Origin of the sequence: Gordonia pseudamarae (assembly GCF_025273675.1) — a bacterium.
GTDB lineage: Bacteria > Actinomycetota > Actinomycetes > Mycobacteriales > Mycobacteriaceae > Gordonia > Gordonia pseudamarae.
Genome location: NZ_CP045809.1, coordinates 1,664,448 through 1,690,366, shown reverse-complemented (window position 1 = coordinate 1,690,366; position 25,919 = coordinate 1,664,448). Strand labels below are relative to the sequence as shown.

The window sequence follows — 25,919 nt, the reverse complement described above, 5'->3', positions numbered from 1 at the left end:
CCTGGTCAGCGAGCAAGCAGACCTTTGGCCACATGTGTGACCTGAATCTCGTTGCTGCCGGCGTAGATCATCAGCGACTTCGCGTCGCGGGCGAGTTGCTCGACGCGGTATTCGGCCATGTAGCCGTTGCCGCCGAACAACTGCACCGCTTCCATCGCCACGTCGGTGGCCGCGCGCGAGGAATACAGCTTCATCGCCGACGCCTCGGCCAACGACAGCGGTTTGCCCGCCTTGGTGCGTTCCATGGCGTTGAACAGCATGTTCTGCACATTGATCCGCGCCACCTCCATCTCGGCCAGTTTGAGCTGAATGAGCTGGAACTGTCCGATCTCCTTGCCCCACAGCGTGCGGGAGTTGGCGTAGTCGACCGACAGGCGCAGCGCCTCCTGGATGACGCCGAGCGCCATCGACGCGATCCCGATCCGTTCCGCGGTGAAACCGGCCTTGACGGCCCCCGAGCCTCGCCGACCCTGTCCCTCGTCGCCCGGATTCTCGGTCTCGCCGAGCAGGTGATCGCGGGAGAGCCGGACGCCATCGAAAAAGAACTCCCCGGTCGGCGAACTCATGATGCCCATCTTCTTGAACGGTGCTCCCTGGGTGAACCCGGGCATCCCCTTCTCCACGACGAAGGCCAGGACTTTCCGCTCACGCTGAGGGGTACCCGAGCCGTCATCGAGTTTGGCGAAGACAACCGCGGTGTCCGCGTACGGACCGTTGGTGATGAACGTCTTCTGCCCGTTGAGGATGTAGTCGTCGCCGTCGCGGCGGACCGTCGTCTTCATGCCACCGAGTGCATCCGATCCCGAATCGGGTTCGGTGATCGCCCAGGCCCCGATCTTGGCCAGGGATACCAGGCCGGGCAGCCAACGCTTCTTCTGCGCGAGGGTGCCGCGGCTACGGATGGTGCCCACCGTGAGTCCCGTCGACACGCCCAGCGAGGTCACCAGTCCGAGACTGACCGAGGACAGTTCGCAGTTGAGCATGATGTACGTCGACTGGCTCATCCCCCCGGAGCCGGAGGATGCCTTGCCCGAACCGGAGTCGGCCGGCTCCTCTCCGGACGCACGCGCCTCCTCGGCCGCGAGCTCGGCGACGAGCGCATCCTCGGCCATCTGGTCCACGCCGAACGTGGCGAGCAGTTTGCGCAGAATGTCGTACGGCGGCAGCTGCCCCGATTCGAGCTCGTCGGAGTTCGGACGGATCTCCTTATCGATGAACGCGCGCAGCGCGTCCCGGACCATCAAATCCTCTGCCGACCATTCGTACACGAGCACTCCCTTACCGACTGAAACTAGAACATGTTCTATTCTGCCTGGTGCTCCTACGAATCGGCAATCGGGTGGCGATATCCCGGTCACGGGCCTCCGGACCTGGCCGTCTTCCGGATCTGGCGGTGCCGACGTCCGGTGCCGCGAACGGTCAGCTGCCCGGGGGTCGCGTACCGCCCGAACGGCGAACCGCGTACGCACCCGCACCGAGCACTCCGACACCGGCGATCGCGCCCGCCGCGATCGCCCAGGGCACCCAACCGTCACCCGAATCGCCACCGCTGCCCGAATCGCCACCGGATGCCGCCCGGGTGTCAACGCCCGGCGCCGATGTCGTGGTCGATGCATCCTCCTCCGCGTTGTCCTTCGCAGCCGCCACAGTGAACCTCAGTTCTGTGGTGTAGGACGTGCGCCGATCGGTCACCGTCGCGGTGTACGTTCCGGCCGGCTGGTCGTCACCGAGAACGAAGACGATAGTCGCCTCCCCCTTCTCATCGGCGGCGACGTTCTTGACCTTGACCTCGCGTGGTCCGGTGACCACGGTCGTGAACCGATCGCCGGGGGTCGCTCCGGTCACGCTGATCGTGCCCGCACCACCGGGCCGGATCTTGTCGGCGCCGAGCGCGACCTCGGCCTGACCCGCGTCACCGAAGGTGACGCGGGTCTTGGTGTCCTGGGACCGGTCCGGGCTGCCGTGTGCGGCGATCGTGTAGATCGAGCAGGTGTCGCGCAGGCAGTTGCCCTTGCCGTAGTCGGCTTTCAGGGTCAGCGTCGTCGACCAGGAACCGCCCTTCATCATGTACGGGGTGACAAACGAGGTGGCGCCCCAGCCGGCGGCGTCGGTCGTCGAGAACAGGCTGTCCTGCACCATGCCGACGTAGATGCCGGCTCCGGCTCCGGAGAATCCCGAACCGGAGATCGTCACCGTCGACCCGCGCGGGTCCAGGCCGCTGGTCTGTGAGATCGACACCGAAGGAACGCCGTCCTTCGCGCCGGCATCAGCATGGTCACGGCCCGCCGCGGCCGAAGGCTTGGCGACGCGCGCATCGGTGAAGCCCACCGGCGTCCTGGTGTCCTGCGACCGGTCCGTACTGCCATGTGCGGCAAAGGTATACACCGAGCATCTGGCCTTCTGACAGTCGGCGTCGGCGAACAAGGCCGACACCTTCAGCCGCGTCGACCAGGTGCCGCCCGACATCTGTGACGACCGCACGAACACGGTCCCCGGCCCGTATACGCTCGCGTCGGTGGTGGAGAACTGGTCGTCCTGAGCGATTCCGACGTAGATACCGGCGCCACCGCCGGAGAATCCGGTACCCGAGACGGTGATCTCCTCGCCGTCGGGGTTGAGTCCGGAGGTCTTGGACAGCGTCACCGCCGGTCCACCGGCGCGGGTACCGGTGGCCCGGATCCCGGTCTGCCCGGGCGCGGCGGGGGGCGTCGTCCTCGGCGATGCCGTGCCGGGGCCGGTCGAGTCGGCCGTTCCACCGTCCCTGGCGCCGGTGTTCGGCGTGCCGGTGGTCGGCGTGCCGGTGGTCGAGTCATGATCGGTGATCTGCCGCGCGGATCTACGACCACCCACCTCGATCCGGGTCCAGTTGTCCTGGGTGCGGTTGGCCGCACCCTGTGGCAGGGCCACGAAGGTGGCGATGTAGCAGGCCGAGACGGTGCAGTCGGTGTCACCGACCCGCCCGGTCACCGTGAGGGTGGTGGTGAATGTCCCGGATGCGTCGGTGGTCAATGTCCGTGCGCCCGCGGCGACCAGTGGAAATCCGGTGAACGGCCGGGCGACGGTCTGGGCGATGGTCAGCCGCTGGTCGGCGGTGAATCCGGAACCGGTGATCGTGACGCTCTCGCCGACGGCGGGCGTGGCCGAACTGAGCTCGACGCCGGTCTGCCCGTCGGGGTTGGGGTCGATGGTGAAGTCGCCGATGGTGATGCCACCGGCCAGTTCACCGAGACTTCCGGTGCCCGCAGGACCATCCGCGGGAGCCGCGGCGGCGCTACCGGCGGTGATCATCGCGGGCATCGCGCACAGCAGGCAGGCCACGAGGACTGCGACGAACCACCATCGGGATCGTCCCGATTCCGCGGGGTGTCCCGCCGTCGTCACGTTCGTGGACTCGTCAACCACCAAAGACACCAGGTAACGATAGCCTCACCAGCTGCGCCGGACATAGCCGAGTTCGGCGGATGTCGCAGGTCTCACGCCCGCCGAATGCATCGGTGGCCCCGATCATGACGATCCGGGCCACCGATGCGTCGATGTCGTCCTGCCCTCGATGTCAGCCGACGGTCTCGGATGCGGCGGTCTCGGATGCGGCGGTCACCGCGGTGCGCGGCTTCTCCAGCAACCGGATGATCAGTGCGAAGGCCACCGCGAGCACGGTCCACAGGATCACCTGGGCGGAGATCGCGTAGACCCGGAAATCACCGATCACATCGCCGGGGAATCCGGGGAAGACGATCGCGCCCTGGTCGTTCCTCAGCGCCTCGGGCACCTCGTGGAACTCGGGCAGGAGCGCGGCCGCGATCACGATGACGATCAGATAGGGCACGGCCGCCGCGACGCCCGCGACCAGCCCGCCGATGCGGGGCCGCAACCACAGTGCCAGGGCCACCGCGGCCGCCGCCGCGATCACCGACACCAGGGTGATGGTCAGGTACGCGCCGCTGCGATCGCCGATGGTGTTGTCGTCTCCGACGGCCGGGGGGTTGGCCGGGTAGACGAAGAACGGCACACCGAAGACCGCGACGAAACCGATGGCGGCGAGCGCGGCCACCACCGCCCGCGGATCGGTCGCCGGATACCGGCGACCGAGGTAGGACCACAGCACCGTGAACGCGACGGCGAAGAAAGCGCCCATGCAGAGGGCGAAGACGAGCGTGCCGGTCGCGGCACCGATGTTCTCCTGGACCGACCGGGTGAACACCTCGTGCTCGTGCCCGCCGTGCTCACCGGCGAGCGCCTCCTCGGCCGCTCCCCGGCCGTCCTCGTAATCGATCGCCTTGGCGACCTGCGGTTCGATGAAGATGCGGGCAAAAGTGTACGTGATGATTCCGGCGACCAGGCCTGACAGCAGGCCTGCGCCGATGAACTTCTTTTCCATGTTCGGTTGTCTCCTCGGACCGGGTATCAGTGGCAGGGGAAGCCGAGGAAGTGGCGCGAGTCGTGGATGAACTCGTGGATGTGGGTGTCCGATCCGAATACCGACACCGCCCCCTGGTCGTAGCCGAGGAAGTAGTAGGCCAGGGCCGCGGCCAGCACGGTGAGCGTGAGCCACAGCGCGGAGTTGACCGCGGTGATGTCGGGGACGGCCAGCGCCCGGGCTTTGCCGGGGGCCGCTGCGGTTGTCGAGGTCACGATGAAGGTCCTTTCCGGGATCGTGCGTCCCAGTGAGCACACGTTCTGTGGCCGGACACGGTGCTCTGACTGCCCGCGCGTTCCGTCGCCGTTCGTGCGGTTCGACGATGGTGCGGTTCACAGTGGCGCGACCGTCCCGGATTCTCACCGGGTTTCCCGTGTTCTGGCCTCGGAGTGACTCTATACCCGTGTGTCGTATCCATGCGACATGATGGCTCTGTGGCCGCCGCCTCCGTGCTCAATCGCTTTTCCACCGCCACCCGGCGGTGGTTCACAGGTGCCTTCAGCGCGCCCACCGCCGCACAGGCCGGCGCCTGGGCGGCCATCGCCGACGGTCACAACACCCTGGTCATCGCGCCCACCGGGTCGGGTAAGACACTCTCGGCATTCCTCTGGGCGCTCGACCGGCTGACCACCGAGACGAACGCCGAGCGCGATTCGGGTACCCGCGTTCTGTATGTCTCACCGCTCAAGGCCCTCGGCGTCGACGTCGAACGCAACCTGCGCGCGCCGCTGACCGGAATCACCCGCGCCGCGCAGGAGCTCGGCGCCCCCGAACCCGGTATCACCGTCGGGGTCCGCTCCGGCGACACCGATCCGGCCACCCGCCGATCGCTGGTGAAGGCTCCCCCGGACATCCTCATCACCACCCCGGAGTCGCTGTACCTGATGCTCACCTCCGCGGCACGCGAGACGCTGCGGCACGTGCACACCGTCATCGTCGACGAGGTGCACGCGGTGGCCACCACCAAACGCGGTACACATCTGGCACTGTCCCTCGAACGGCTCGACGAACTGCTGGAGCGGCCGGCGCAACGAATAGGGCTGTCGGCCACGGTCCGCCCGGCCGAGGCGGTGGCCGCGTTCCTCGGCGGCACCGGCGAGTGCCGGATCGTCAACCCCCCCGCCGCCAAGACGTTCGATCTGCGCGTCGACGTGCCGGTGCCCGACATGACCGCCATCCCGCCGCCCGAGGACGCCGATGAGCTCGACGATCCGTTCTCCCCCGCGGCCGGATCACTGTGGCCGCATATCGAGACCTCGATCGTCGACGCCGTCGAACGCAACCACTCGACGATCGTGTTCGCCAATTCGCGGCGTCTGGCCGAACGGCTCACCGCCCGGCTCAACGAGATCCACGAACGGCGCCGCAACGACGGTGCCCTCGCCCCACGCACACCCAATCCCGGCGTACCGGGCGGATCGGCGGCGCACGTGCCGGGGTCGGGCACCACCGCCGGATCGGCACCGGTGCTCGCCCGTGCCCACCACGGCTCGGTGAGCAAGGATCAGCGCGCCCAGATCGAGGACGACCTGAAAGCGGGCCGGCTGCGGTGCGTGGTCGCCACCAGTTCCCTCGAACTGGGCATCGACATGGGTGCGGTCGATCTGGTGATCCAGGTGGAGGCACCACCGTCGGTGGCCTCCGGCCTGCAACGGATCGGGCGGGCCGGCCACCAGGTGGGTGAGATCAGCCAGGGTGTGCTCTACCCCAAGCACCGCACCGATCTGCTGCACTGCACCGTCACCGTCGCCCGGATGCTCGGCGGCGACATCGAGTCGCTGCGCGTTCCGCAGAACCCGCTCGACGTGCTGGCCCAGCACACGATCGCCGCGGCGTCGGTCACCGCGCTCGACGTCGACAACTGGTTCGATGTGGTGCGGCGCGCGGCACCGTACCGGGACCTGCACCGTTCGGTGTTCGACGCGGTACTCGACCTGATCTCGGGGCGGTACCCGTCCGACGAGTTCGCCGAACTCCGTCCGCGCGTCACCTGGGACCGGACGGTCGGCACGATATCCGGGGGCACGCTGACCGGGCGACGAGGTGCGCAACGCCTGGCGGTCACCTCCGGCGGCACCATCCCCGACCGGGGGCTGTTCGGGGTGTTCATGATCGGCGAGAGCAACGCGCGTGTGGGCGAGCTCGACGAGGAGATGGTGTACGAGTCACGGGTCGGTGACGTGTTCGCGCTCGGGGCGTCGAGTTGGCGGATCGAGGACATCACCCACGACAGGGTGCTGGTGTCACCGGCGTTCGGCCAGCCCGGACGACTTCCCTTCTGGATCGGCGACTCGGTGGGCCGGCCTGCCGAGTTGGGTGCCGCGATAGGACGATTCACCGGTGCAATCGCTGACCCGGACAAGCTGGCCAAGCGGGCCGATGCCCTCGGTCTCACCGATTTCGCCCGCGACAACCTCGCCGCCCTGGTCGCCGACCAACAGGGCGCCACCGGGCACCTGCCCACCGACAGAACCCTCGTGGTGGAACGATTCCGCGACGAACTCGGCGACTGGCGGGTGATCCTGCACTCCCCGTACGGCCTGCGGGTGCACGCCGCGTGGGCGAGCGCCATCTCGGCGCGGCTGCAGACCACGCTCGGACTGGAGGGCGCCACCACCGCCTCCGACGACGGCATCATCGTCCGCCTGCCCGACACCGACGACGAGCCGCCGGGCGGGGCGGTTTTCGTGATCTCCCCCGACGACATCGAGCAACTCGTCACCGATGCGCTGACCGATTCATCGATGTTCGCCTCCCGCTTCCGCGAATGCGCCGCACGCGCACTGCTGCTGCCCCGGCGCGATCCGGGCCGCCGGGCGCCACTGTGGCAGCAGCGCCAGCGCAGCGCCCAACTGCTCTCGGTCGCATCACAATTCCCCGACTTCCCGATCGTCCTGGAGGCGGTCCGCGAATGCCTGCAAGATGTGTACGATCTGCCCGCGCTCACCGAGCTGCTGACCCGGATCAGCACCCGCAAGGTGCGGATCGTCGAGGTGGAGACCCCGGCGCCGTCACCGTTCGCGGCGTCGATGCTGTTCGGCTATGTGGGTGCGTTCATGTACAACGACGATGCCCCGCTCGCCGAAAGACGTGCCGCGGCACTGTCGTTGGACACCAGCCTGCTCGCCCAGCTGCTCGGGCGGGTCGATCTGCGGGAGTTGCTCGATCCGGCCGTCATCGCCTCGGTGGTGGGCAGATTGCAGCGCACCGCCCCCGAGCGGGCGGCCCGCGACGCCGACGACGTACTGGATCTGTTGCGTTGGCTGGGCCCGCTGCCGGCCACCGACATCACCGTACGCTACGTCGGCGAGGCCGATCTCGGGGTGCTCCTGGACGCCGCGGTGCGTGCGGGCACCGTCATCGCCGTCACCGATCGCGGCCGACCGCTGCTGGCCGCGGTGGAGGACACCGCGCGGCTGCGCGATGGGCTGGGAATCCCCGCGCCGCAGGGTGTTCCGGCCGCTTTCGGCGAACCGGTGCCCGATCCGGTGGGCGATCTGGTGCATCGTTACGCCCGCACCCACGGCCCGTTCACCACGCCCGAGGCCGCCGATCATCTCGGCATGGCCGTCGCCGTCGTCGCCGGCACGCTCGAACGCCTGGCCCGCGACCGCAAGGTCATCAAAGGCGACTTCATCCCCGGCACCACCGGGGCACAGTGGTGCCATGCCGACGTGCTGTCACAGATCCGGCGGGAGTCGCTCGCCGCGATCCGCGCCGACGTCGCACCCGTGCCCACGGCAGCGTTCGCGCGGTTCCTCACCGCGTGGCAGCACGTCACCGGACCCGGCCGGTTGCGCGGCATCGACGGTGTGACCGCGGTGATCGACCAGCTCGCCGGGTATCCGCTGCCCGCCTCGGCGTGGGAGTCGTTGATCCTGCCCGCGCGGGTCCACGACTACTCCCCCGCGATGCTCGACGAATTGCTGTCCGCCGGCGAGGTGGTGTGGTCCGGACACGGCCGGATCGGCGGCGCCGACGGCCTGATCGGTCTGCATCCGGCCGACCTGGCCCCGGTGACGCTGGCCGCGCCCACCGACATCGACACCACCACCGTCCACGACCGGATCCGCGAGATCCTGGCACCCGGTGGCGCGCTGCGGTTCGGACAGATCGCCGACCACCTCGACGCACCCGCCCCGCCGGGAACCGGGACGCCGCAGGTGGCCCACACCGACATCGAGGCGGCGCTGTGGGATCTGGTGTGGTCCGGTGAGATCAGCAACGATTCGTTCGCCCCGGTGCGGGCGCTGCTGTCCCCTCGCCGCACCTCCGCTCGCCCGGCCGCAACCCCCGCCCATCGTGGCCACGGCCGCGCGCCCCGACTGCGCGCGACCCGATTGTCGTCGAGATATCTTGCTGAACAGTCACTTTCGAGGCAGTTCGGCCCAACCGCGGGCGGTCGCTGGTATCGCCCCGAACGCCACGTCGCCACCACGCCCACCGACAGCACCGCGACCACCCACACCGTGTGCGAGCTGTTGCTCGCCCGCTACGGGGTGGTCACCAGGGGCAGCGTCGTCACCGAGGGGATCGACGGCGGCTTTTCCCGGATCTACAAGGCGTTGCACGTCTTCGAGGACAACGGCCAGGTGCGGCGCGGCTATTACGTCGACGGTCTCGGCGGCGCGCAGTTCGCCCATCCGGCCACCGTCGACGACCTTCGTTCCCATGGCGAGGACCGGCACGAGAACGACTCGCAGGCCGTGGTTCTCGCGGCCTGCGATCCGGCGAATCCATACGGTGCGGCCCTGGACTGGCCACCGTCCGAGGGACACCGGCCCGGCCGCAAACCGGGCGCCCTCGTGGTGTTGTTCGACGGTCGGCCGGTGGTGTTCGTCGAGCGCGGCGGCAAGACCGTCCTCACCTTCTCCGATGACGCCTCGGCACTCCACGCGACCGCCGAGGCGCTGGTCACCACGGTCCGCGCGGGGCGGGTGGAACGGCTGACCATCGACCACGTGGACGGCGATCCGTCGTTGCGCACGGCGTTCGGGCGGATACTGGTGGACGCCGGTTTCGCCACCACCCCGCGCGGCATCCGCCTACGGTACGGACGCCATGCCTGAGGACGACACCGTCTATCGGACCGCGTGAGTGCTGCGCGCCGGGTGTTGCAGGGTGACGTGTTGCGATACAGCCGGTTCCGGCGCCCGGAACACGGCGCACCCGGACTCACCGATCGGTGAGGCACTATTCGATCAGCGGCTGATGGCCGGAGTCTCCCCATTCCCTGTGCCGCCGTCGGCGGAAGAATCGGGAGACACACCATAGACGGCCCTAGACGGGGTAGCGCTCGGGTTCGGGCCCGAACACGAACCGGCGACCGCTGATCACGTTCACGGTGATGGCGACATAGTTGTATTTCATGGTCGCGACCCACGGCTTCAGCGGCAGTTCGTCGGCGGCGGCGATGTCCCCGGTGGACACGATCCGTTCGGCCGTGCCCTTCGCGATGACGCTCCACCCGCCTTCGGTGTCGTAACTGTCGACCTCGAAGACCACCTTGCCGTTGACGGAGAGTCCGGCGAGCTTGGTGCCTTCACCGGTGCGGAACACGATCTTCTCGCCGTCGACCACATAGTTCAGCGGAAAGATGTCAGGGTCGTCACCGACGCTGACCCCGATCCGTCCGAGCGACTGTGACCGCAGGAGCTCCCAGGATTCCTGGTCGCTGAGCACTGTGATGGGGTCACCTGTCATGTCTTTGGCCTCCTTCGTCGTGCCGCTCGTCAACGGTGAGAGCAAGCACCCGAGAACGCTGGTCGGATGCCAGTGGCCGTGAGCGACGATAACGACCGATCCCGCCGGTGGGCCGGATCAACTCACACCGTCATCGTATCCCCCGCCGCATGGGAGCGCGCCTACTCGGGGACGGGCACCGGTTCGAGGATCTCGCTGCGCGCCTCGGGAGCCGAGGCACGCAGGGCATCGGCGGAGGCGTCGTCGGGTTCGCGTTGCGAGGCGATCTCGGCCTCCACCCGCGCCCGGTAGGTGTCCACCTCGAAGGCCACCTTCTCGGCCGACCAACCGAGCACGCCGGCCATCAGATCGGCGACCTCCCGCGCGCAATCGACACCACGATGCGGGTATTCGATCGAGATCCGGGTGCGCCTGGCCAGCACGTCCTCCAGATGCAGCGCGGCCTCGTTGAGCGCGGCGTAGATCACCTCCACCCGCAGGTACTGGGGGGCGGCGGCGATCGGTTCGAGCAGGCCCGGGTCGTCGTCGGCGTGCACCAGCACATCGTCGATGAGTGAACCGTAACGGTTGAGCAGGCGACGAATCCGGTACGGGTGCAGACTGAATCGCTGACCGAGGTGTTCGCACTGGTTGACCAGTGCGAAGTAGCCGTCGGCGCCGAGGAGCGGAACGCGTTCGGTGATCGAATGCGCCACCCGGGTGGGTATGTAGTCATTGCAGGCGTCCACGGCGTCGGCCGCCATCACCCGATAGGTGGTGTATTTGCCGCCGGCGATCGACACCAGCCCGGGCGTCACCACCGCGACGGCGTGCTCGCGCGACAGTTTGGACGTCTCGTCGTCCTCACCGGCCAGCAGTGGCCGCAGTCCGGCGTACACGCCCTCGATGTCGTCGTGGGTGAGCTGGGTGACCAGCACCTCGTTGACCCGTTCGAGGATGTAGTCGATGTCGGCGCGGGTGGCCGCGGGATGCGCGAGGTCGAGATTCCAGTCGGTGTCGGTGGTGCCGATGATCCAGTGTGTCTCCCACGGGATCACGAACAGCACCGAGTTGACGGTGCGCAGGATGATCGCGGTCTCGCTGACGATGCGGTCGCGGGGCACCACGATGTGCACGCCCTTGGAAGCCCGGACCTTGAAATGCCCGCGCTGCTTACTCAGCGCCTGCACCTCGTCGGTCCACACCCCGGCGGCGTTGATCACGCAATGCCCGCGGACCTCGGCGGTCTCGCCGGTCTCGGTGTCGCGCACCCGTACACCCAGCACCCGGTCCGATTCGGTGAGAAAGCCGACGACCTGGGTGGAGGTGCGCACGACGGCGCCGTAGTGGGCGGCGGTGCGGGCGACGGTGAGGCTGTGCCGGGCATCGTCGACGACGGTGTCGTAGTAGCGGATTCCGCCGATGAGCGAGCTGCGCTTGAGGGCCGGAGCCACCCGCAGCGCGCCCGATCGGGTGACATGCTTTTGCCCGGGAACCGATTTGGCCCCACCCATGCGGTCATACAGGAAGATGCCCGAGGCAACGTACGGACGTTCCCACACCCGGTTGGTGAGCGGATACAGGAATGGCAGCGGCTTGACCAGATGCGGGGCCAGGGTGCTCAGTGACAGTTCACGCTCGCGCAATGCCTCACGGACCAAACCGAATTCGAGCTGCTCCAGGTACCGCAGGCCGCCGTGGAACATCTTCGACGACCGGCTCGAGGTTCCGGAAGCGATGTCCCGGGCCTCCACCAGCGCCACCCGCAGACCGCGGGTGGCCGCGTCGAGCGCGGCACCGACCCCCACGACACCACCACCGACCACGACGATGTCGAACTGCTCGGAGCCGAGCCGCCGCCACGCCTCCTGGTGGTAGAGCGGCCCCATGTCGGCGGGGCGGTCGGGATTGAACTCGTCACTCATGTTTGCCAAGCGTAATCCAACCCGACTCCTCCTACCGCGTGCGACACCACCGTCCGCCGGCCACCGAACCCAATCGCACCCGATGCCTGATACCGCGTGCAAGACTGTCGGTCGTGGGTAGCCAAACAGATACTTATGTGATGGCGATCGATCAGGGAACCACGTCCACCAGGGCGATGGTCTTCGACCGGTCGGGTACGGTGATCAGCCGCGAACAGATCGAGCACCGGCAGATTTTCCCGCAGGCCGGCCGGGTCGAGCACGATGCCGCCGAGATCTGGCGCAATGCCCGGCGGGTGGCGGCGGCGGCGCTGGCCTCGGCCGATCTGAAGGCCGACCACATCGTCGCGTGCGGGCTGACCAACCAGCGCGAGACCACCCTGCTATGGGATCGGGCCACCGGTGAACCGGTGCACAACGCGATCGTATGGCAGGACACCCGCACGGGAGCGCTGTGCGAGCGTCTGGCCGGCGATCAGGGGGTGGACCGCTACCGCGACCGCACCGGACTTCCGCTGTCCACCTATTTCTCCGGCCCCAAGATCGCCTGGCTGCTCGAGGAGCACCCCGAGTTGCGGGCTCGCGCCGACGCCGGCGAACTGTGTTTCGGCACGATGGATTCGTGGCTGGCCTGGAATCTGACCGGCGGCCCCGACGGCGGTCTGCACATCACCGACGTCACCAATGCCTCCCGCACGATGCTGATGGACATCCACACACTCGACTGGGATCGGCAGATCTGCGCCGACATGGGCATTCCGTTGTCACTGCTGCCCCAGATCCGCAGTTCGTCACAGGTGTACGGCCCGATGCGGGAGAAAGGACCACTGCCCGGCGTTCCGTTCGCGGGCATCCTCGGCGATCAGCAGGCCGCGATGTTCGGGCAGGCCTGCCTGTCGCCGGGTGAGGCCAAAAATACCTACGGCACAGGCAATTTCCTGTTGATGAACACCGGGACGGTGCCGGTGTTCAGTCAGCATGGGCTGCTCACCACCGTCTGCTACCAGATCGGCGACGACGAGGCCCGCTACGCCCTCGAGGGGTCCATCGCGGTCACCGGCTCGCTGGTCCAGTGGCTGCGCGACAATCTCGGTCTCTTCCCGGATGCGGCCGACGTGGAGACGCTGGCCGCCACCGTCAACGACAACGGCGGCGCCTACTTCGTCCCCGCCTTCTCCGGTCTGTTCGCGCCGCGCTGGCGGCCCGACGCCCGCGGCGTGATCGTCGGTCTGACCCGTTTCATCAACAAGGGCCACCTGGCGCGGGCCGCCTTGGAGGCCAGCGCTTTCCAGACCCGCGAGGTGATCGAGGCAATGCAGGCCGACTCCGGTGTACCCCTGTCGACACTGAAGGTGGACGGCGGCATGGTGGTCAACAATCTGCTGATGCAGTTCCAGGCCGACATCCTCGACGTCCCGGTCGTACGGCCCGTCGTCAACGAGACCACCGCACTGGGCGCCGCCTACGCCGCCGGCCTGGCCGTCGGCTATTGGGACAGCCAGGACGACATCCGCGCCAACTGGGCAGAGGGTGGTCGCTGGGAGCCCGACATGCCCGCCGATCGGCGGGCGGAGTTGTACGCCGGCTGGAACCGCGCCGTCGAGCACAGCCTCAACCTCGCCTGAGTTTGCTGCCAGACCCGGATTCCGGGTCTGGCCTCAAACTCACCCAGTCGGGTCGTCGGCCTGGTCCGCCAGCAGCCGCTCCAGTTTGGCTTCAACTACCGATACGGCCTTGTTCGATGCCTGCTCGGGTGAACGCCGCTGCACGGGTCGGTCGATGTCGGGCAGCAGCCATGCGGGTGGCACCGACAGCGCGAGCGCGAGGCGGTAGATCGTCGACAACTGTGGATCGGCGATGTACGGGTCGCGGTTGCTGTGATTGCGTTCGAGGTTGGAGACCTGATTGCGGTGCATTCCCGACCGGTGGGCGACTTCTTCCTGGGATAGTCCGCGCTGACCCCGGATGAACGAAAGCCGATGCCCGAAGGAGTCTCCGTAGGTCCCCCAATCGAGGGATCCACGTTCTCGGGCAGGCACCCAACCAATTTGTCCGACGCACAACGTATTGTCTGCACATCATGATGTGCACACCATTGACGATGGACAATCTCAGACCTCAGGCCCGGCTGCGGGGGCGATGGCCCGAGCCCGTGACCGTCGTCGCGGTGACTGCGCTGGGCCCCGACGCGTCGACGGTGATCCTGCGCCGTGGCGACGGGACGATCAGCGAGGAGATGTTTTACGCGAACGACCTCGACAGTATCGAGATCGTCCCCGCCGACGCGGCGGACTGGACCTTCGCCGCCGACGCTTCCGAATTCAAACTCGCCGCCGAAGCACTACGCATCCGGATGGCGGGGCTGCACGATCCGATGCTCGCCGTCGGCACCAGCGACATCTCACCGCTACCGCACCAGATCCGGGCGGTGTACGGCGAGTTGCTGCCCCGCACCCCGTTACGGTTTCTGCTCGCCGACGATCCCGGTGCGGGCAAAACGGTGATGGCGGGGCTGTACGCCAAAGAACTGATGCTGCGTGGCGACCTGACCCGGATGCTGATCGTCGCCCCCGGCGGTCTGGTGGAGCAGTGGCAGGACGAGCTGGGCAGCAAATTCGGGATCTCGGCGACGATCTTGGGTCGGGAGTTGGTCAACACGAGCGTGGGCGGCGATCCGTTCATGACTCATCCGCTGCTCATCGCGCGGATGGACCAACTCGCCCGCGACGAGGACCTGCGGGAGATTCTCGCGCGCAGCGAATGGGATCTGGTGATCGTCGACGAGGCGCATCGGATGTCGGCGACGTGGTGGAGTGGTGAATTGCGCAAGACCTCACGCTATGCGCTCGGCGAGTTGCTGGGTTCGATCAGCCGGCATCTGCTGCTGATGACGGCCACCCCACATTCGGGCATCGAAACGAACTTTCAGGCATTCCTGGCACTGATCGACCCGGACCGGTTCGAGGGCCAGGCGCGCGGCGAGACCACCTCCACCGATACCACCGGGCTGATGCGCCGAATGGTGAAGGAGGACCTGCTGACTTTCGACGGCAAGCCGCTGTTCCCCGAACGCATCGCCGAGACCGTGCCCTATAAGTTGTCCGGCGGCGAACTCCAGCTATATGAGGCGGTCACCCGGTATGTTCGGGACGAGATGAATCGGGTTGATAAACAATCTGATTCACCGCAGCGCCGCACTGTGGGATTCGCGCTGACGGTATTGCAACGACGCCTGGCATCGAGCACTCACGCAATCTTGCGGAGCCTTGTGCGTCGCCGCGACCGGCTGGCGGCAATGCGCGCCGATATGGCCGCGGGGCGATATACGGCCCCCGGCGATCCGGGCAGGATTCCCCGGCCCGAGGATTTCGACGATACCGACGAGTTCAGTGCAGAAGAGTACGAACGGGTCGAGGAAGAGGTGGTGGACGCGGCAACGGCGGCCCGCACTGTCGCCGAACTCGACGCCGAAATCGCGATCCTCGATGAGCTGGTGACCCTGGCCACCGAGGTCCGCAACAGCGGCAACGACCGCAAATGGGCGGAATTGCGCTCCCTGCTGATCGATCGGTCACTACTGCGCGACGAGGACGGCCGGCCTCGCAAGTTGATCATCTTCTCCGAACACCGCGACACCCTCGACTATCTGGCCCGGCAGGTCCGCAATCTGGTCGGCGCCGACGATGCGGTGCTCACCATTCACGGCGGCACGCGGCGCACCGACCGGGTGGCGATCCGCGAACAGTTCACCCAGGAACCACACCGGCAGGTGCTGATCGCCACCGACGCCGCAGGTGAGGGCCTGAACCTGCAGGCCGCGCACCTGATGATCAACTACGACCTGCCGTGGAATCCGAACCGGCTCGAACAGCGGTTCGGCCGCATCCACCGGATCGGTCAGGAGAAGGTGTGCAGAGTCTGGAATCTGGTGGCCGACCAGACCCGCGAGGGACAGGTCTACGAGCGGCTGCTGATCAAGATGGAGCAGCAACGAAAAGCATATGGCGGCAAGCTATTCGATGTCCTGGGCGAGGCCTTCAACGAAACCCCGCTGCGCATCCTGTTGATGGAGGCGATCCGCTACGGTGACGACCCGGCGCGGATCGCGGAAATCGAGCGGGTCGTCGACGCGCAGGTAGCCGACGGCTGCGTCGAGCTGGTCGAGAGCCGCGCGCTGGCGAGGGAAACGTTGGGACCGCTGGAACTCGACGAGCTTCGTCGGCGGATGGACGACGCGACCGCGCGCCGATTGCAGCCGCACTACATCGAGAAGTTCTTCGTCGACGCGTTCGGTGCACTGGGTGGGCGGATGAAGCGCCGCGAGAAGGGCCGCTACCAGATCTCGAATGTGCCGGGGCAGCTCCGTCATCGGCCTGTCCGCCACGAGCACGCGGGGCGCCCGGTGGTCACCTCGTATGAGCGGGTCACCTTCGAGCCCGCCGCCGTCTCCGGGGCCAAACGCGCGGAACTACTCGCGCCGGGTCATCCGCTGCTGGACACGCTGCTCGATGTGACTGTCGAACGAGGACAGCGAGCGTTGAATGACGGTGCGGTGCTGTTCGATCCCACCGATCCGGGAACCACACCGTCGGTGATCGTCGCGATGACCGGGGACATCGTCGACGGCCACGGCATCACCGTCAGCAAACGCTTCTCCTTCGTGTCGGTGACAACCGGACCCGACGGCCAACCGGTGCTCGCCGATGCCGGCCGCGCACCGCACCTCGATCTGACGGCCCTCCCCGTCGGCGCCGAGTCGGCCGCCGAACGGGCCCGCATGTCGGTGTCGGGGAACGCACATACGTCGGCGATGCGCTGGGCCGCCGGGGTGGCACAGCCCGAGCACCTTCGCGATGTCCGGGAACGACTGTTGCCGACGGTGGAGAAGACCCGGTCGGCGGTCCGCTCCCGTCTGGTGTCACAGATCAACTACCTGGACGGCGAAGCCGCGCGCCTGCGTGAGGTGATCGCGGCGGGCCGTTCCGGAAAACGGTTGCGGCACAGTCCCGACCGACTGGAAAGCCGGGCCCGCGACCTGGAAGCCCGCCTCGACGCCCGGATGACCACCCTCGCCAAGGACGCCGCGCTCACCGCCAGGCCACCCAACCTGACCGCGGTCATGCTGGTGATCCCGGCGGGCATGGTCGGCGGACAGATTGCCCGCCGCGCCAAGGACACGCAGATCACCGACGCCAGGGCTGTCGCCGCCGTACTCGCCGCCGAGCGCGCGCTGGGTCGCGAACCGGAGGAGATGCCGCACAACAACAAGGGCTACGACATCCGCTCGGTTCCACTGCCCGACGCCGACGGCGTCCGGGGGCCGACGGTGTTCATCGAGGTCAAGGGCCGGATCGAAGGCGCCGACAGCTTCTTCGTCACCTACAACGAGGTCCTGCACGGACGCAACACCGGCCCACAGCATCGCCTCGCCCTCGTCTCGGTCAGCGACGAGGGCCCCGACCATGACGACATCCGCTACCTCACCAATCATTTCGCCAGCTTCGAGATCGGCGGCACCGATGTATCCGGCGTCGAACTCGACTGGCGCAAGACCTGGGCCAAGGGCAAGCCCCCACACTGATCATGCCGGCGGCTTCACCCGCTCGACGTCCGACGAATCCACCACATGAGCACCGCCCACCAGAGGGGCCGAGACTCCGGCGATATCCTCATACAGGCCGAGGAAGCCTTCCGGATGAGCCACTTCCGTGGCCGCGACGCACGCCTGACCCGAGCACCCGGCCGCCGATCTTCGATAAGATCAGTTTGTCGGCCGTCGATGTGACAACGGGACCGGCATGGAGGTTGGTATGCAGCGACCGAGCGCACAGCCAGAGCCGACCGTTCGCGTCGGCGACTACCCTCAGCTCCGGGCAATCTCCTGGCAACTCCGCGACGACACCGAACTCAGCGAATCGGAGGCCCTGCGCCGCTACGAACGGAACTGGCGTTTCGTCGGCCTGATGGATGATCGTGAAAAGGCCTTCGTCCAGCATCTCGCCGACACCTACAGCGCCGGGAGGCTGCTTGTTTGAGCGTCCACGCCACCGAGCGATCGCCCGCCTGCTGGGCGGTCTCCACGCAGGTCTCCTGCGCGAGATGAACTGCTGGTTCGGCGGTGGCACTGCCATGGTCATGCGTTTCGGTGAATGGCGCGAGTCGTCGGACATCGACATGCTGATCTCCGACTGGCCGAGTTACAAGACGCTCTGGGAGCGTGTGTCGACCGAAGGCATCGAAGCGATAGGTGCCGTTGAGCCGGTGCGCGAAACCGTCACCGACCGGTACGGCATCCGAACTCTTTTGCAGTCCGATGCCGGACCGGTCAAGTTCGAGATCATCCACGAGGGACGTATCGAACTCGACGCCCCGGGCGACGCCGACATGGTCGGTGATATCGCCACGCTGGCGACAGCCAATATGGTCGCATCCAAACTTCTCGCCAACGACGACCGGCGGGCTGACACGTCCCTGTTCAGCCGGGACCTCATCGACCTCGCACTTCTCCCGGCAACCGAAGCAGACTGGACGCGAGGGCACGCCAAGGCCGTCGCCGCCTACGGCGCAACGATCGACTCGTGGCTCGGCAGGGCAATCGAGACCGCACTGGAAAGACCCGGCTGGATCCAACGGTGCATTCGGGAGCTACAGATGGCCGTCGACGAGCAACTGCTCAGGGAACGGCTCACCGCGTTACTCGACCGCCCCACCGACTGACATCGTCCTGCCCGCGCGAACCCACGTCGGCTTGCTCACACAACTTGTTGTGCAATAGTCTGCAACGTTCTGAGTCGTATGCGAGAGGGCTGCCATGCCGAGCGGTGCACAACATGTTGGTAGACGAAAGCTGATCGAGGTCAGCTTGCCGTTGGAGACCATCAACAAGGAGTCGGCGCGCGAGAAGTCGATCCGGCACGGGCATCCGTCGACGCTGCACCTGTGGTGGTCGCGCAAACCACTCGCCACAGCACGTGCCGTTCTGTTCGCCCAGCTCGTCGACGACCCGGTTCGCGTTGACCTGGTTCCGCCAGAACACTTTCGATACCGGCAGGTTCGGCGATGCCGAATCGATCGCGAACGCTCGTGGCGTGTCGCTGGATGGTCTGGAACGTGCCGGCATCCTCACCAAGGGCGGCGGCAAGGTCGCGCTCATCGCTCCGGCCGACATGCCGCCGGACTACGACCCGGCCACCGACGACGGCATCTCGCACTGGGAGGTTGTCATGCATATGTCGCGCGTGCTTGCCGCCGACGGTGTCCCGGCCGCGGCGTCGTTGCTGGGCCGGGTCCCGCGCACCGTCGACTGGGATCTGTGCAAGGAGTTGGCACACCTGCTGGTCAAGCTCGCCGAGGACCGGAAGGAGACCACGCTGGCCGTCGACTTCAACAACCTGGGCGCCGCCTGGAATGACATCGCCCGCCAGGCCCCCGACTCCTCCTGGCAACCCACCCTCACCGACTGAGTTTGCTGTTGATCCCGGTTTCCGGGATCAACAGCAAACTCACACCAAAAGGGAACCTTTCGCCCACCTGGTGCGTCAGATTCGCGTGGATCTGAACGAGTTCGTCATCAGACACGACGGTGTGGTCAGCGCCAGGCAGGCGCGCGGGTTTCTCAGCACGTCGGCGATAGGGCGGCGACTGTCGTCGGGCGTGTGGACGGCGGTGACCCCGGGGGTGTACCTGGTAGCGGGCCATCAGCGGTCGGCGCGGGCGCAGGCGCGGATCGCCGCACTGTCCGTCGGCGACGACGCGGTGCTGGGTGGCGAGGCCGCCGCGTGGTGGTTGGACATCGTGGACAAACCACCACGCAAGCACCTCGTATACACTGCAACGCGCGGACGGTATGCGCGGGCATCATCGACGACTGTTGTGCGGCAACGACACCTCGACCCGCACGATATTTCTGTCGTTGACGATCTGCCGGTGACGGCCCGTGAGGCGTCCGTACTCGATGCGGCGCTCACGCTCGGAATCTCAGTCGTCGACTCAGCTCTGCTGCGTGGCTTCGTCACGCTGCCCGGACTCGAAGCGGCACACCAGCGCTATCCGGGGCGACGAGGAATCGCGAACATCAATCGGTTCTTGGCACTCTTGCGCTCGGGTGCGAGGTCGGAAGCCGAACGTGTCGTCGTGAGGATGTTTCGCAGGGCGCACGTCACCGGCTGGATCGCCAACCATCCGGTTGGCGGCTACCTTATCGACTTCGCCTTCCCCGACATCAACCTCGCCATCGAGATCGACGGGTTCGGGTGGCACCGCGACGTCGGCGCCTTTCAGCATGACCGGACCCGACGCAATGCGCTGGTCGCCGCCGGCTGGACGGTCCTCAATTACACCTGGGCCGACCTCCTGGAACGGCCATCAGAGACGCTCGGTGAGATCGCCACCGTCCGCCACCAGCTGACCGCCGCCTGAGTTTGCTGTTGATCCCGGAAAACGGGATCGACAGCAAACTCACCCCGCAGCCCCGATGTCAGAGGTGGCCGATACAGTCGATAGTCACAACATGTTGTGTGACTGACGTGAGGCGTGGGCTATGGCATTGAGCAACCGGGACCGTATCGGCAAGGCAATGGAGCTGCTCGGCCCTGCCCTCAACCGGTTTCTCACCACGGTCATCAACCCGGAGGTGCCCAATGGCACCTGGCTGGACCTGCTGCGCATCAAGGATCAAGGCAAAGGCGCATCGTCGAATAAGACCTACAACGCCGACGACCCGGCGAACGGCCTGCGCGTGATCACCGAGAACGTCACCGGCACCGTCCGCAAGGGCTGGTATCCACTCAACGGTGTCCTTTCCCGCGTCCAGAAAAGCTACGCATCGGAACTGCGTGATGCCCGGAACCGCCAGGCGCATATGGAAAGTTTCGACAACGACGACGCCCAGCGCATCCTCGACACCGCCGAACGCCTCCTCAAAGCCATCAACGCACCGGCCGAGGCCGAGCAGGTTCGTAAACTGCGGGTCGATCTGCGCCGCGTCGCCGCCGACCGCGAAGACACCAAAGCCGCCCGCAAACTTGACCTCGCGTCGGTGGCCGCCGACAATTTGCCGCCGTGGCGCGAGATCCTCAGCCCACACCCCGATGTCGCAGGCGACAACTTCAACGCGGCCCGAGTTCGCCGCCGACCTCTATACCGTCGCGCAGGGCAACGAGGCAGGCGAATACACCGACCCGGTGCAGTTCTTCGAACGCACTTACCTGACGCAGGGCCTACGCGACCTCATCGACCGCAATGTGCGGCGGCTGACCGGCGATATGAATGCCTCCCCGGTCGTCAATCTACAAACCAACTTCGGTGGCGGCAAAACCCACTCGATGCTGGCGCTGTGGCACCTCGCCTCCGGGCTGAGCAGCTCCGAATATCCCGACGACGTGGCCGCGATCATCCGACCGCTCGACGCCATCCCGGCCGGGGTGCGCCGGGTTGCCCTGGTGGGCAATCAGATGGAGCCGGCCAAGTCCGATACCACCGATGGTCGGCCCGGTATCCGGACGATGTGGGGCGAACTCGCCTGGCAACTCGGCGGGCAGGAGGCTTACGACATCGTCGCGCACGCCGACCAGACCTCGACCAATCCGGGTGCCTCACTGCGGGAGTTGTTCACCCTCTACTCCCCCGCAGTCATTCTCATCGACGAGTGGGTTGCCTATGCGCGACAACTGTTCCACGCGAGCGGGCTACCCGCGGGCGACTTCGACACGCAATTCACCTTCGCGCAAACACTGACCGAAGCAGCCAAGGCGGTCAGGGGCATTCAGGTGGTCATCTCCATCCCCGCCTCACACGACAACTCCCCCGACTCCGATGGCATCAACGACGAGGAGGTCGGCGGCGAGTATGGCCGCGAAGCGCTGTCGAGGTTGAAATCGATCGTCGGCCGCACCGCCGATCACTGGCTACCGGCGAACTCCCAGGAAAGTTTCGAGATTGTCCGGCGTCGCATCTTCGTGGCACCCGACGGGGAAACACTCGCCAAAATCAGTTCGATCGCCAAAAGTCTGGTGGAATACTATCGCCGCCACAACACCGAATTTCCCAGCCATGCTATCGAACCGGCATACATCGACCGCATCAAACAGTCTTACCCGATTCACCCCGAACTCTTCGACCGCCTCTATGAGGACTGGTCCACCTTGAATCGTTTCCAGCGCACCCGTGGCGTGCTGCGGATGATGAACCGAATCGTCGGCACCTTGTGGCGAAGCGACGACTCCGGTGCCCTGATCATGCCGGGATCAGTACCACTGGAGAAGGATTCGGTCATCACCGAAATCACCCAATACCTCGACGACAATTTCCGCCCCGTGCTCGGTGCCGATATCGCCGGTGAGGATTCCGTCCCGTACATCATCGACAAAGAACACGACCTATTCGGCAAACGCCGCGTCACCCAGCGTCTGGCACGATCGGTATTCATGGGGGCCACCCCCACCCTGCACACCGCACACAAGGGCGTCGACAAACCCCGCATTTTCCTGGGTACCGCCGTCCCCGGCGATATACCGGGAAACTTCCATTCCGCACTCGACCATCTCGCCAATCGTGCGACCTACCTCTACACCGACGCCGGGCGTTACTGGTACGACACCCAGGCCAATACCACTCGCGCGGCCCGCGATCACGCTGCCAACCTTCCGTCCGCCGATGTGTGGGCAGAGGTCACCGAACGTTTGCACGCCGCGCGCCGAACGTCCGCCGACACCAGTTTCGTCGGAATCCACGTGTGCCCGGACACGTCGGCGGACGTACCCGACGAGGCAGCGACCCGACTGGTCATCGCCCCCTTGAAGGTGACTCACGCCGCACGCGCGACCACTTCGTCCGCACTGGTGTGGGCCAAAGAACTGGTCGAACACCGCGGTGCGGCGAACCGCACGTACAAGAACTCGCTGCTGATGCTCGTCGCCGACGACAAGCGGGCACGTGAACTCGATGAGGCCGTCCGCGACTACCTGGCGTGGCGGTACGTCCATGCCAACGCGGACTCTCTCGGGCTCGGCGGCCAGCAGACAACCCAGGCCCGTACCCGGATGGAAAAGGCCGACCGGATCGTCGCCGACCGGTTGATCGACACCTACATCTGGGCGATCGCACCCACTCAGGACCCCGCGCAGCCCATGTACTCACTGACCGCACTGAACACCGGCGGTACGACCGACGATGTGATCGCCCGTACCGGCAAGAAGCTGGCCGATGACGGCAAGATCGCGACAATGCGGTCGTCGTCGCTGATCGGTATGGACCTGACCGGCCCCATCGCCTCGGTGTGGTCGCCGGGACACGTCAGCGTCGGAGAGTTGTCCGACCTGTATGCGACGTACCCGTACTTGTCGCGGCTGCGGAATCGCGCCGTCCTTACCGACGGCCTGCTCTCGGTGTACAACGACACCCGCTGGGACATAGATGGTTTCGCCTTCGCCTACGGCTGGGACGATGCCAAAGGCGAGTACCTCGACTTGCATCTGCCCACCGACGCCGCGACGCCACAACTCACCGATTCCACGCTGATCGTCAAACCTGATGTCGCTCAAGCGCAGCGCGCGCGGGAAATCGAGCGATACAGCAACAAGCACGCCGACGATTCGTCGTCGAGATCTTCGGACCGAGCGGATAACTCACGCCACGATGGAACACCCCACGCCGACGATCCTGCGCCCCGTCCGCCACGCGCGACCCGCTACTGGGGCTCGAAAACCCTCGACGTCAACTTTCCCGCCCGAGACTTCTCGACCATCCAGCAGGAAATTCTGCAGCACCTGTCCACCTCGCCCGACACCACCGTCGAAGTCCGCATAGAGATCAACGCGACCACTCCGACCGGTTTCGACGAGTCCTGCCAACGCACCGTCCGCGAGAATGCGAACACGCTGGGCTTCGACGAGACCGAGTTCGCCGTCGAGTAGCGATCTCACCGTCCGAGTTTGCTGTTGATCCCGGTTTCCGGGTCTGGCAGCAAACTCACCCGCCCGCACGCAGCCGACGCGTCGATCAACTGTCCTCAACCGATCGCGGTGATCGACACATGGTGACCGGGCACCCGTACAAGGCGGGAGTCGGCGGTCACCGGTTCCGTGTCGAGTAGCTCGGCGAGTGCCACATACGTTGCGTCGTAGGCGGTCAGGTTGTCGCGCAACTCCCACACGCGCCGGGCGACCCATAGATGATCGTGGTAGTCGATATCGAACTCGCCAAGGGCGTCCAACGCTGAGAGCGCCGTGTCAGGCGAGGTGAGCCCTGCCGCTACCCGCGCCGGCGCAGTACTTGGAGGACCTCCACCGTCAGCAGATGCGGCGCGTACAACTGGGGGTCGGGATCACTGAGCCGACGACGCACCGGCGGCGCCTACGGCAGGTTCAGCAGCTCCACCACCGCCCACGTGTCGACCACGATCACCGGATGTCGCGCTCGGCACGAACCGATTCGGCCGCCACCACCACGAGATTGCCAAGGGCATATCGACCGGCATGTGACGCCGCGCATCTGAGATTCTCTCCGTACTCCGAACATGGTCAGTGATCGCGTCTGTCGGACCCGGAATCATCCTCCGGCTCGACGGTTTCCGGACCGATCGACCAGTCACCGAGAACCGGCGGCGATACCAGCGGCAATGGGCCGAGCATCTGTGCCCCGTTACCTTCGGTGCGCAGGTACCCGGCCACCGTATGTTGGTCACCTCCCGCTCCTGCGCTGCGCGCTCCCGATGGCACCGCACCACCAGGTATCGGCCGGGTGGTTCCGGGCACCGTCGACGTCGGCGTGGTACCCGTCGGAGTGGACAGCGGCCCGGCAGTCCGTGGCGTGATCGGCGTGCGCGGGCCGCCAGAAGAGATCGGGCCGTTGATTGTTCGCGGCGTCGGCGATCCCGGTGCTCCGGTGGGGGTATTCAGCCCCGGCAATGAGAGCGGGGTCGACAGGTTCAGGCTCCGATTTCCCGATCCAGTCATGTTTGGTCCGGTCGTGTTGGGTCCAGGGGTTTGTGGCCCGGTTGTGTTGGGGGCGGCGTTACTCGGCGAGGTCGTCGGCGACGTGGTGTCTCGGGCTGCGGTCACCGTCGGATCGGTTCCGGTGGTCGTATCCACTGGGCGGGTCGTCGTATCTGTGGTATTCGGCGTGACGTTCGACGACGTGGTCGTGGTGGTGTTCGGCATCGTCTGCGTGTGAGTGTCGCGTGTGTCGGTCTGCCGTTCCGTCGACACCGGGGCGCTGCCGGAGGTCGTCGTGGTCGCATTGTCCGAGACAGCTTGCGTCACCGGCGATGTTCGAGTCGGCGTGACGCTCGTCGGCGTCGCCGACCCCGACGGGTAGTCGCCTCCCGCGGTGGCATAGGACGCGGGATAGACCGGGACGACATCCGCGTCGTCCAAGCCACGCTCGGTAGACACATTGACCCCGGTGATCGGATCGGTGTACGTCGAATTCATCATCTGTTCGAGGTAAGCCCGGACTGTAGCCAACTGCAGCTGCCCAAGACTCGTCGCGGCGAACCCTTTCAGATTCACCAACTCTGCTTCGCGGCCGCCCGTCGCCTCAACGATCCGCCCTGCCGTGGTCGTCGAATCCCGGCCCACGACAGTCCAGTTGGCGCGGGCATCCACGTTCCACCCAAGGGCGTACCCTTCATCCCGACATGCCTGGGCGCCGAGCCCTTTCGCCCCTGGAGTCCCGAAATCCCCCACCAGTTCGGTCCCGATTCGTTGCATCTCCGAGATCACGACACCCAGCACATCGCTGTCGCCGGACGCTCTACCACCGTTCATCGACCTGACGACCACGAGCACCTCGCCGATACTCATCGACCCCCACGGACTCCCCACCAGCCACCCCCCGGATCAGTTCACAATCCCTCGTCCCCCTCTGGACACCGGCGACTCTACCGTGTTCACTGT

16 protein-coding genes and 3 pseudogenes are annotated in these 25,919 nt (G+C 66.5%); 11 read left to right on the top strand and 8 right to left on the bottom strand.

What is annotated here, in order from left to right; genetic code table 11:
* Positions 1-5: 5 nt before the first annotated feature.
* The 4 genes from GII31_RS07475 to GII31_RS07460 form a co-directional block, all read right to left on the bottom strand.
* A complete protein-coding gene (locus GII31_RS07475) occupies positions 6-1,268 on the bottom strand; it encodes an acyl-CoA dehydrogenase family protein (RefSeq protein ID WP_213248216.1) in 1,263 nt (420 codons plus the stop codon).
* Positions 1,269-1,419: 151 nt separating this feature from the next.
* Complete coding sequence (locus tag GII31_RS07470) at positions 1,420-3,411, bottom strand: neocarzinostatin apoprotein domain-containing protein (RefSeq protein ID WP_260840364.1); 1,992 nt, start codon at positions 3,409-3,411, stop codon at positions 1,420-1,422.
* 142 nt (positions 3,412-3,553) lie between these two features.
* The gene (locus GII31_RS07465; RefSeq protein WP_213248212.1) at positions 3,554-4,378 is read right to left on the bottom strand and encodes a CbtA family protein; all 825 of its coding nucleotides are present in this window, start codon (positions 4,376-4,378) and stop codon (positions 3,554-3,556) included.
* 26 nt (positions 4,379-4,404) lie between these two features.
* A complete protein-coding gene (locus tag GII31_RS07460) occupies positions 4,405-4,632 on the bottom strand; it encodes a CbtB domain-containing protein (RefSeq protein WP_213248210.1) in 228 nt (75 codons plus the stop codon).
* A 219-nt stretch (positions 4,633-4,851) separates the two neighbouring features.
* On the opposite strand from GII31_RS07460, the gene GII31_RS07455 reads away from it, so the two are divergent.
* Positions 4,852-9,486 (top strand): ATP-dependent helicase, encoded by a 4,635-nt coding sequence (locus GII31_RS07455; RefSeq protein ID WP_213248208.1) that lies wholly within the window; start codon positions 4,852-4,854, stop codon positions 9,484-9,486.
* 211 nt (positions 9,487-9,697) lie between these two features.
* On the opposite strand, the gene GII31_RS07450 is transcribed toward GII31_RS07455, so the two are convergent.
* A complete protein-coding gene (locus GII31_RS07450; RefSeq protein WP_213248206.1) occupies positions 9,698-10,120 on the bottom strand; it encodes a pyridoxamine 5'-phosphate oxidase family protein in 423 nt (140 codons plus the stop codon).
* A 161-nt stretch (positions 10,121-10,281) separates the two neighbouring features.
* The gene (gene glpD / locus GII31_RS07445) at positions 10,282-12,024 is read right to left on the bottom strand and encodes a glycerol-3-phosphate dehydrogenase (protein ID WP_213248204.1); all 1,743 of its coding nucleotides are present in this window, start codon (positions 12,022-12,024) and stop codon (positions 10,282-10,284) included.
* A gap of 137 nt (positions 12,025-12,161) precedes the next feature.
* On the opposite strand from glpD, the gene glpK reads away from it, so the two are divergent.
* Positions 12,162-13,649 carry a glycerol kinase GlpK gene (gene glpK / locus GII31_RS07440; RefSeq protein ID WP_213249995.1) on the top strand — a complete coding sequence of 496 codons (1,488 nt, stop codon included), beginning with the start codon at positions 12,162-12,164 and terminating at the stop codon, positions 13,647-13,649.
* 39 nt (positions 13,650-13,688) lie between these two features.
* Here glpK and GII31_RS07435 read toward each other — a convergent pair whose 3' ends face one another.
* Positions 13,689-14,063, bottom strand: a complete 375-nt coding sequence (locus tag GII31_RS07435) for a helix-turn-helix domain-containing protein (RefSeq protein ID WP_213248202.1) — start codon at positions 14,061-14,063, stop codon at positions 13,689-13,691.
* A gap of 62 nt (positions 14,064-14,125) precedes the next feature.
* Here GII31_RS07435 and GII31_RS07430 point away from each other — a divergent pair, with 62 nt between their 5' ends.
* The 8 genes and pseudogenes from GII31_RS07430 to GII31_RS07400 all read left to right on the top strand — a co-directional run bounded on the left by GII31_RS07430 (position 14,126) and on the right by GII31_RS07400 (position 23,936).
* Complete coding sequence (locus GII31_RS07430; protein ID WP_407649914.1) at positions 14,126-17,605, top strand: helicase-related protein; 3,480 nt, start codon at positions 14,126-14,128, stop codon at positions 17,603-17,605.
* A 229-nt stretch (positions 17,606-17,834) separates the two neighbouring features.
* Complete coding sequence (locus tag GII31_RS07425; protein WP_213248199.1) at positions 17,835-18,059, top strand: hypothetical protein; 225 nt, start codon at positions 17,835-17,837, stop codon at positions 18,057-18,059.
* Entirely contained in the window at positions 18,052-18,741 is a 690-nt protein-coding gene (locus GII31_RS07420) for a nucleotidyl transferase AbiEii/AbiGii toxin family protein (protein ID WP_213248197.1), read from the top strand. The genes GII31_RS07425 and GII31_RS07420 overlap by 8 nt, the downstream gene beginning before the upstream one ends.
* Before the next feature lie 94 nt (positions 18,742-18,835).
* A pseudogene (locus GII31_RS07415) lies at positions 18,836-19,034 on the top strand (DUF1156 domain-containing protein); the annotation flags it as partial.
* Entirely contained in the window at positions 18,996-19,487 is a 492-nt protein-coding gene (locus GII31_RS07410; RefSeq protein WP_246222374.1) for a hypothetical protein, read from the top strand. The pseudogene GII31_RS07415 and the gene GII31_RS07410, both read left to right, overlap by 39 nt.
* A 70-nt stretch (positions 19,488-19,557) precedes the next feature.
* On the top strand, positions 19,558-20,442 hold the full coding sequence (locus GII31_RS07405) for an endonuclease domain-containing protein (protein WP_246222149.1): 885 nt from the start codon (positions 19,558-19,560) through the stop codon (positions 20,440-20,442).
* Between the two features lie 121 nt (positions 20,443-20,563).
* Positions 20,564-20,896 (top strand): annotated as a pseudogene (locus GII31_RS22495) (Swt1 family HEPN domain-containing protein); the annotation flags it as partial.
* A gap of 217 nt (positions 20,897-21,113) precedes the next feature.
* Complete coding sequence (locus tag GII31_RS07400; RefSeq protein WP_322973059.1) at positions 21,114-23,936, top strand: ATP-binding protein; 2,823 nt, start codon at positions 21,114-21,116, stop codon at positions 23,934-23,936.
* A 95-nt stretch (positions 23,937-24,031) separates the two neighbouring features.
* Here GII31_RS07400 and GII31_RS07395 read toward each other — a convergent pair.
* Positions 24,032-24,178 (bottom strand): annotated as a pseudogene (locus GII31_RS07395) (hypothetical protein); the annotation flags it as partial.
* A 653-nt stretch (positions 24,179-24,831) separates the two neighbouring features.
* Here GII31_RS07395 and GII31_RS07390 point away from each other — a divergent pair.
* Complete coding sequence (locus tag GII31_RS07390; RefSeq protein WP_213248189.1) at positions 24,832-25,194, top strand: hypothetical protein; 363 nt, start codon at positions 24,832-24,834, stop codon at positions 25,192-25,194.
* Positions 25,195-25,919: the final 725 nt, after the last annotated feature.